This window comes from Hafnia paralvei ATCC 29927, assembly GCF_001655005.1.
In the GTDB taxonomy this organism is placed as follows: domain Bacteria; phylum Pseudomonadota; class Gammaproteobacteria; order Enterobacterales; family Enterobacteriaceae; genus Hafnia; species Hafnia paralvei.
In genome coordinates this window covers 1-9,276 of sequence record NZ_LXET01000014.1, presented here as the reverse complement: position 1 = coordinate 9,276, position 9,276 = coordinate 1, and the positions used below count along the sequence as shown (strand labels likewise).

Sequence of the window (9,276 nt, the reverse complement as noted above, 5' to 3'; positions counted from 1 at the left end):
GTCTCGGATAAAAAGCGCGAGAGTCGAGAGGTTGCGCGCTGGCAACCTCTCGTCGGACGCCTACGCCAACTGCGTCATGGAAAAATTGATGCTAACGGGCGGGCGAAATCTGTCACTGCTCCCACAAAGGCGAATCCTACATAGCTAGGTTATCCGCCCCCATCTCTTATCTCTCCCAATACGACTCTTCTAAACTATCTTCTCTTTCTGGCAGGCCGCGTGTTAGGCGTGGAGAATGCTGGTTTAGCACTTGATAGCTGACCCGGTTGGCATATTTACACACCTGAGCCAATGAAGAATAAGTGAGATAAGTACGCTGGTGTTTGCTGGAGTTCGGCACATTGGTGCGGTGGAAACCGTTAGCCGCAATATCGTGCAACAGCGCAGCCAATGCGCCGTCGCCTGCACCGTTGGTGTTCATAATCTTCTCTGGCCCCCCCATATAAGGCGCAATATGAGAGTAGATTTTAAACGGAACTTCACAGGATACTTTACGCATTGGGCGGCTGAATTCGTACAGGTTAAATTCAGGAATAACCCCTGGCAGCAGCGGATGCTGGGTTTTGCGTTTCCCATCTTCTTCGGTATAACCTGCCATATATAAACCGACCGGCCCAGCGGTGCATAATACTAAATCGACCCACTCAAGCGCTTTATCAGACGCCGCCAGTGGGTCGTTGAGTCCGGTTAAAGCTTCAGCCTCTTCTTCATTCATGGCGACGATCGTCACGTTATCGCGCAAGAAATCGCGCCACCACTGTGGATCGTCGGCGATCACAAACTTGGTGCCTAATGTCAGAACCACCGGCACATTGTGCTTTTTAGCATATTCAATGGCTTTCATGGTGGCTTCACGCATCGGCTCACCCGGTTTGCAGCGCACCAAATAGGCGGTAAGCACCAGCGCTGATGCGCCTGCGATAACATCCTCAGGAATGCTTTCCGGGCGCAGTTGATTCATCATCCCAGGGCTGATGGCAAACGTACGTTCGCCATTTTCGCTGATGAGAGTGAAGCAGCGACCAATCGCACCATCAACCCCTTGCAGGTAGTTAAGATCGGTACGACTTGAGGTATTACACAGATAACGATAGGCATAGCTGCCAATTTTCACGTTACTACACATTACGCCAAGCAAAATCGAACGGTCATCGGCTAGCACAGAGTAATTGTGCATCGTGTTGCCAATCGTGCCGCCGGCAAACTCGTGGGTGATAAGCTTGTTATCGGTTAGCTCTTGATACAGGGCTTCGGCAACGTCGTCTTCGATCACCAAGGAATGCCCCTGACTTAGGCGGTAACGAGTAATAAATTCGTCGCTGACTTTCGCTTCAATATCCACCAGCGTTTGGTCGATACCGACCACATAGGAGGTATCAATTTCGCTTTTCTGCGTTGCATGTAGTAACGGATCGCGCGCATTTACGGGGAAATAGTGTTTAGATTTGCGTTGGCCAGGGAATTTCATCAGTGTCGTCAGTGGTTGTGAAAAGGAAGCCGAGAATTCTAACACATCACTTGCTTAATCGTCAGAGCCAGAAGCTCTGACGCAAAATTTCATCGCAGAATATCAGGCTGAACGCCCTATTTGTTCCATGACTAACTGATAAAACAGTTCAATATGCAAAGCATCGTCATTTAGCGCAGGAATGTATTCAAACGTCTCTCCTCCCGCTTCAATGAAGAATTCTTTATTTTGTACCTTAATCTCTTCCAGCGTTTCCAGACAATCAGCAGAAAAACCAGGGCAAATCACCTGAATATGCTTTATCCCTTTTGCCGGCAGCTGCTCAATTGTTTTATCCGTAAACGGCGTTAGCCACGGCTCACGACCGAAGCGCGACTGATACGTCATCATGTAACGCTCAGCGTCTAGTCCTAGCGTATGAGCCACCGCTTGCGTAGTCGCTCGGCAGCGCTGTGGATAGTCATCGCCCTGATCGGCATAACGTTGCGGAATGCCATGGAAGGAAAACAGCAACATATCAGGTTGACCGTGCTGAGCAAAACTAGCACGAATGCTGCTACACAATGCGGCGATGTAAGCGGGATGTTCAGCATAGTCGCGAATAAAATTCAGCGACGGTATGCGACGCATACTTGCAAAGTGTCGGGCTACGCCATCAAATACCGCGGCGTTGGTCGAACACGAATACTGCGGGTACAACGGCAGCAGGATAATACGATCGACGCCTGCATCATGAAGTTTATCAATCGCATTTTTTAATGCGGGCTGACCATAGCTCATCCCCAGTTCTACAGGAATATTCGGCAAACGAGCCTGTAATGCGGCCTGCTGGCGGCGGCTATAGACCATCAGCGGAGAGCCCTCTTCCATCCATACAGATTGATAGAGTTTAGCCACGCGTGGGGAGCGGATCGGCAGAATAACGCCGTTCAAAATCGGCCACCAAATCAGGCGGGAAACATCCACGACGCGCTTATCGCTAAGAAACTCAGCCAAATAACGCTTTACCGCAGATGACGTTGGGGCCTCTGGCGTGCCCAAGTTAACTAATAGTACGCCGAATTTTTCTTGCTTCATTGCAGGCCTCAGTTCAATGGAGATAGATTATTGTAACCAAGTTAACGCATAACCCAATCTATTACTCTCATCGGTAACAGACTGATAAATTATAGATATAAAAAAGGCGGCCATCAGCCGCCTGTGTTATTCGAGGCTAAATTAACCCAGAATCGTTTCCAGTTCTGCACGCACAGCGGCAACAGACTGAGTACCGTCTAATTTGACGTACTTGGTGTTACCTTTCGCCGCTTCGGCGCTGTAGTAACCAATCAGTGGTGCGGTCTGCTGATGATATTCAACCAGACGTTTACGCACGGTTTCTTCTTGGTCGTCTTTACGGGTTACCAGCTCTTCGCCAGTCACGTCGTCTTTACCTTCAACCTTAGGTGGGTTGAATTTGATGTGATAAACACGGCCAGAGCCCTGATGCACGCGGCGACCGATGATACGCTCAACGATCAGTTCGTCAGGAACATCGAATTCCAATACGAAATCTACGCTGATACCGGCTTCTTTCATTGCGTCAGCTTGAGGGATCGTACGTGGGAAACCATCCAGCAGGAAACCGTTGCGGCAATCTTCTTGAGTGATGCGCTCTTTAACCAGAGCAATAACCAGCTCATCGGTCACCAGCATGCCAGCGTCCATGATTTCTTTTGCTTTTTTGCCTAATTCGGTACCGGCTTTCACTGCTGCACGTAGCATGTCACCCGTAGAGATTTGCGGAATGCCGTATTTCTCCATGATGAACTGTGCCTGAGTGCCTTTACCCGCGCCAGGAGCGCCAAGCAGAATGATACGCATCGCGTAAATCCTCTTAAATTATTTTTTATAAAATTCAAAAACGCTAAACCTTACCATTTTTGTGACCGCTACCTCAAGGAATCGGGGTACTGCTGAAACGTGAAACTCGCATAATAAAACGGGCGACGGTGATTTTTATCTCACCTTCGCCCGTATTTAGCCTTATGCCTTAAATAAATTGGCGAGGTATCGTGCCAATACGTCGCAAGCTGTCACTATGCTGTTTTATAAATAAACCCGCATGTACTCGGACAGACACAAGATAGCCATCGCCTGACCATATGGCATCGAGGTCAGCGGAATTTGGCGATAATAGTCATAATCACGCCCCATCGCCGTACCGAACGAAACATTGGTCAGCTCTCCCTCTGCGTTAATATTTTTTATCACGCCTTTAACCGCTTTCTCAGCCACCGCCGCGTATTCAGCACCGATGTAGCGCTTCCGTACCGCTTTAAGAATGCCGTATGCAAAACCTGCGGTGGCGGATGACTCAACGTACGAGTTTGGATCATCGAGTAACGTGTGCCACAAGCCACTTTGATCTTGGCATTTCGCTAACGCGACCACTTGGCTTTCAAGTACCTGAATCAAGAAACGTCGGGTGGCATCATGTTCAGGCAAATCGAGCAAGTCGATAAACTCAGGAATGACCATCGTCAACCAGCTATTGCCGCGAGCCCAACGTGCTTTAGCAAAGTTATGATGACCTTCGAACGTCCAGCCATGAAACCACAAACCTGTCTCACGCTCCATCAGATGCTGGGTATGCACTAAAAACTGATATTTCGCCTCTTCAATATATTCGGGTTTATTCAGCAATTTCCCGATCTTCGCTAGCGGCAACACGCTCATCATTAGCGTATCGTCCCAGAGCTGTTGGTGATTTTCTTCTGCCAACGTAACGTGCTGCATTCCCCCACGCTCGGTACGAGGCATTTCATACATCACCCACTCGGCCCAACGTTCTAGATAAGGCAGCCAACGCGGATCACGCGTTTCTTCATAGCGATACGCCAGCGTGAGGAAAGGACAGACCGTATTCACATTTTTGGTTGGTGTACCCTCGGCAAAGCGCGCGCTAAACCAATCATCAATGATAGCTCGCATCTGTTGGTCGCCAGTCTGCTGATAATATTGATAAATACCATACAAACCGATGCCGTGAGTCCATTCCCAGCCAGCCCAACCCTTAGTATCGATAACACGGCCATCATCTAGTCGCAGTAAAAACTCTCCGGTTTCATCGCTGATATTAATCAGATTATCGGTCATTTTGCAGATCAAGTTTTTAAGCTCACTACGCGCTATAAAGCGTTCTGGCTGATGTAAAAGCGGGCTATGTTTTACCGGATATACGAGCATGAAAACTCCCTTCATTCATTAATTCAAAAATGTTTCGCATTCAGGACAGAGTGGTACATCACTCATACATTCTTTAAAATATGCAGAGGCTTAGGGGCCGGTTTATCTCGATTGAGATAACCAATGTTGTTATTCCCCCATAGAGACTCGTAAGGCATTCCTGCCAGCATTTCGACGGTCGCTTTTGCCTCAGGCGTGATTTGTTCAGGAACAATATGGCCTGCATCGCGCATCTTGACGGTTTCCTCACGCAGAATGCTGTGCGTATGCAGGTTGAGTTTGAAGCGCAGGGAGATATAAAAACCGATGCACAATACGCAAACGGTGCCCACACTCAAAATCATCAAAATGGTATGGCTTACCGCCGGAGCCTGAACACTTTGGCCGGAGACAAAACCGGAAAACTCCATCACAATCCCGACCAACATCACAGCACAAGCCTGAGAGGCTTTGCGTGTTAGTGTCATAATCCCCGCAAAAATACCTTCGCGGCGTTGACCCGTGATCACCTCATCCACATCGGCAATATAGGTATAAGTATTCCAAGGGACGTAGTTAATGCCACCACGTCCCAGCCCTGCAACTGCAGAGATCAGTAGCAATAGAGACATGGCATCATTCATTCCTGCGTAATACAAAACGCCATAAGACAACGCACTGAGTCCAAACAACACCACGACTAAACGATAAGAAGGTGCAGGCCCAAACTTGATACACAACGGAATCATGCCAATCACAGCAATAAATTGCATAATCGCCATTGTTCCCATGAGACTCGAGGCCACTGTCGCACTTTGCATCAACACAAAGACCACATAATAGGTAAACACCGCATTAAAGACGTCCTGAGCAATATACCCCCCGAGATACATCCCCAGATGCTGACGGAAAATACGAATTCTCAATGTTGAAGTTAATTCAACATTCAAGCGCTTCAGGCTTTGTAGCAAAGTGAGTTGCTGCTTCTCCCGCTCGGCTTTTAGCTGGGCCTCCGACATATCTTCCCTTGGCCGTTCCCACGTGAAAAAATACACTAGCGTTAAAACCACTGCGCAGATGATCGAAAACACCAAGCTTGCATAGAAAAAGGAGATAGCGTTGTCTTTTCCCAAATATTTCAATAGAAAACCGGGTAAAAATGCCGCCAAAATAGCAGAGAGCTGAGCCATTGAAATACGTGCGCCAGAAAATTTGGTTTTCTGTTTAAAATCATCCGTCATTTCAGGCACTAATGTTTCATACGGCACCAAAATCATTGAATAAACAACATCAAAGAACAGGTAGGTCAGCAGGTAATACCAATAATGCATCTCGCCAATCCACATCAGGCTGTAACTGAACACCAGAGGGATACCGAGCAGAATAAAAAATTTACGCCGCCCGAAACGCCGGCCTAAACGCGTAGAGCCGAAATTATCGGTTAAAAATCCCATCAAAGGACTGACGACAGCGTCTAAAACACGCGCCATCGCAAAAATAAATGTTGCTTCGATTGGGCTAAGTCCACAAAACGTGGTGTAGAAATAGAGTAACCACGCTGCTGTCAAAGCCGTGGTACCTGCTCCGAGAAAGTCCCCAGAACCGTAGGCTAAATAATTCATTAGCCCAATTTTGCGTCTGTTTTGCAATGGCATCGTCATTACTCTCATTCCCCGTAGTTTCTTTTATGGGCGATCCGAGAAACATTTCTCTAAAACGAAAAACATCAGGCTCAGAAAACCCTCCCTATGGGTCTAAAGTAGATTTATGACCGATTGAAAACCTTTGAACGTTTGCCACCGATGGACCGTCAATGGCAAAAATATAAAGACGCTACCGATCAATCTCTCCATTTTTATAAAACGATGTTTTGTTTTTATCAAATCCCATGTTTAAAAATGGAATCACCTTTGCAAAACACCCATGTATTAGGCGATTCATTAAGAAAAAACTAAAAATAACGAATTTCATTTCGTCCTGATTTTTTGTGATTTACATCATGCTTATTCGCTCTTTACACGCCAACGCCAAAGAAAACCGCCATCAATTGACGCAACAAAAGCACATTCTAATTAGGGATATTTTGACGCCCCGAAAGGGCCGCTTGTTAGCGCTTGCTCGTGCTGAGGTAGGTATGATTAATTGAATTATGTAGCACCTTATTAGCACCACTCCGAGACGTTACTCGCCGTCACTAATAATAAAAAATCATGCAATCACAACAGGGAATCATCATGGAAAAAATACTTCGGACACAGGTTATTTACGCTATGTCGCGTCATAACCTACCAGTCGCTCACGTACCAAGCGGCAGCGACGTTTGTTTTGAAACCTGCGACTGTTTCAGCGACCAGATAACCTCTGAACAAGCCGTATTTAATGAACTGGATTGGAAGCATATTAACCCTGCAACGGGTCCAATCTTCGTGGAAAACGCCCAGCCCGGCGATGTGCTGCGCGTAGAGATAAAAAGCATCATCCTGCACAGCCAACAGGCCGTGATGGTCACAGCACCGGGGCTTGGCGTTATCGGCGATGAACTGGTACAGCCACAGATCCGTACCGTACCCATTGAGGACGGCTATGCGCACCTACCCGGAGGCGTTCGCTGGCCGTTAAAACCGATGATTGGGGTGATTGGCGTGGCTCCCTCTGGAGATGAAATATCGTGCGGCACGCCCGATGCACACGGTGGCAATATGGACTGTAAAATCATCACCGAAGGCTGCACGCTGTGGCTGCCGGTGAACGTAGAAGGGGCATTATTCGCCCTCGGTGATTTACATGCCGCCATGGGCGATGGCGAAGTCTCGGTCTGTGGGTTAGAAGTGCCTGGCGAAGTGGTGGTCAATCTGAGCGTGATTAAAGGTCATCCGTTGCCTACACCAATGATGAGCACCGCTGATGCCCTATACACGCTGGCCTCCGCCGCAACGTTAGATGAAGCGGCACAGATTGCCACCCGCAATATGGCACACTTTGTCGCTGAACATACCCACATCTCGCTGGCCGACGCAATTAACCTGCTAAGCATTACCGGCGATCTCCAGATCTGTCAGGTGGTTGATCCATTAAAAACCTGTCGTTTCGCCCTGCCCCGCGCAGTTGCCAACCAACTGAAGCTGACGCTGGAATAGGGGGAACCATGTCTGTAGAACAATTTGGCTATAAACAAGAACTTCACCGAACGCTGACGCTGAAAGATCTGATTATTTACGGCATGATTTTCATGGTTCCTATCGCACCTTTTGGCGTTTTTGGCTACGTGTGGGAAGGGTCACAGGGGATGGTAGCACTGGCCTATTTGATTGGCATGTTAGCGATGTTCTTCACCGCCATGAGCTACTGGTCAATGTCAAAAGCCTTTCCCGTGTCGGGTTCTGTATATGCGTATGCGCAACGAGGCATCCATGAAACCGTCGGATTCTTTGCCGGTTGGCTTATTCTGCTAGATTACATTTTGGTGCCATCGCTGCTCTACATCGTTAGCGCCGCTGCGCTCGGCCCGATTTTGCCGGGGATCCCTGCGTGGGTCTGGATCGTCGCCTTTATTGTCATTAATAGCATGATTAATCTGGTCGGCATTCAATTCACCGCCAAAGCTAACCGCTATATCCTGATCGCAGAAATCATTATTCTCGCTATTTTTATTGTAGTGGGACTGGTAGCACTGTACGGAGGAGAAGGAGCCGGTCGGCTAACGCTAGCGCCTTTGTACAACGCTGATAAATTCAGCCTACCGCTCGTGATGGGCGCGGTATCCATCGCCGTGCTGTCGTTTCTTGGCTTCGATGGGATCTCCACCCTTTCGGAGGAGAGCAAAGGGGGAGCCGATGCGGTCGGTATGGCTTCGCTTGGCGCACTGTTGCTGGTTGGTGGGCTGTTTATTCTGCAAACCTGGATTGCCGCTGATTTGGCCTCGGGCAGCACGTTTAACAGTTTAGATACTGCCTTCTACGACACGGCAAATCTGGCGGGCGGCACATGGCTCAAGCAGGCCACAATTTGGGCAACGGCACTATCGTGGGGGATCGCCAATGCGCTGGTGGCACAGGCGGCAATTTCTCGTATTTTGTTTGCCATGGCGCGCGACCGCAAACTGCCTAGAATATTGGCGAAAGTGCATCCACGCTTCAAAACGCCCTACGTGAGTACGCTGCTGGTCGCCGTGATTTCACTAATATCTGGCTTATACTTCAACGGCAGCATCGACAACCTTAGCCGTCTGGTGAATTTCGGTGCGCTGGTCGGGTTCTTCATTCTTCATTTATCGGTAATAAACCACTACATCATCCGCCAGAAATCAACCCAATGGGTGCGGCATCTGCTGCTTCCCGTGGTAGGTTTACTGATTATTGGCTTCGTGATTTATGAAATGGACATTGAAGCAAAAGTGCTCGGTCTAAGCTGGCTGGTTATCGGCATTGTGTATTATTTAGTGCTGCGCGTAGTGCTTAAACGTAGCGTAGAGCTGGAGCTCGAGGGGTAAAACCGAGCGTTTAAACATCATTGAAATAACTACCTAATTGAGATAACTACCTAAAAAGCGACCAATCGGCCTAATGCTGATCGTTTAAGAGATCGAGATACACGGGGCTAGT

At 48.3% G+C, this 9,276-nt stretch carries 7 protein-coding genes; 2 read left to right on the top strand and 5 right to left on the bottom strand.

Features of this window, described 5'->3' with window-relative positions; all coding sequences use genetic code 11:
- Positions 1–166 precede the first annotated feature (166 nt).
- The 5 genes from M988_RS05470 to M988_RS05450 form a co-directional block, all read right to left on the bottom strand.
- Entirely contained in the window at positions 167–1,468 is a 1,302-nt protein-coding gene (locus M988_RS05470; protein ID WP_008814235.1) for an inosine/guanosine kinase, read from the bottom strand.
- 102 nt (positions 1,469–1,570) lie between these two features.
- The gene (gene hemH, locus M988_RS05465; RefSeq protein WP_008814236.1) at positions 1,571–2,545 is read right to left on the bottom strand and encodes a ferrochelatase; all 975 of its coding nucleotides are present in this window, start codon (positions 2,543–2,545) and stop codon (positions 1,571–1,573) included.
- A 141-nt stretch (positions 2,546–2,686) separates the two neighbouring features.
- Positions 2,687–3,331 carry an adenylate kinase gene (gene adk, locus M988_RS05460; protein ID WP_004091785.1) on the bottom strand — a complete coding sequence of 215 codons (645 nt, stop codon included), beginning with the start codon at positions 3,329–3,331 and terminating at the stop codon, positions 2,687–2,689.
- Positions 3,332–3,556: 225 nt separating this feature from the next.
- The gene (gene bglB, locus M988_RS05455; protein ID WP_064573200.1) at positions 3,557–4,696 is read right to left on the bottom strand and encodes a beta-galactosidase BglB; all 1,140 of its coding nucleotides are present in this window, start codon (positions 4,694–4,696) and stop codon (positions 3,557–3,559) included.
- Between the two features lie 62 nt (positions 4,697–4,758).
- Positions 4,759–6,336, bottom strand: a complete 1,578-nt coding sequence (locus M988_RS05450) for an MFS transporter (RefSeq protein ID WP_064573198.1) — start codon at positions 6,334–6,336, stop codon at positions 4,759–4,761.
- Positions 6,337–6,909: 573 nt separating this feature from the next.
- Between M988_RS05450 and M988_RS05445 the strand changes: the two genes are divergently transcribed.
- On the top strand, positions 6,910–7,812 hold the full coding sequence (locus tag M988_RS05445; protein ID WP_061059723.1) for an acetamidase/formamidase family protein: 903 nt from the start codon (positions 6,910–6,912) through the stop codon (positions 7,810–7,812).
- 8 nt (positions 7,813–7,820) lie between these two features.
- Positions 7,821–9,164 (top strand): APC family permease, encoded by a 1,344-nt coding sequence (locus tag M988_RS05440; protein WP_008814240.1) that lies wholly within the window; start codon positions 7,821–7,823, stop codon positions 9,162–9,164.
- Positions 9,165–9,276: the final 112 nt, after the last annotated feature.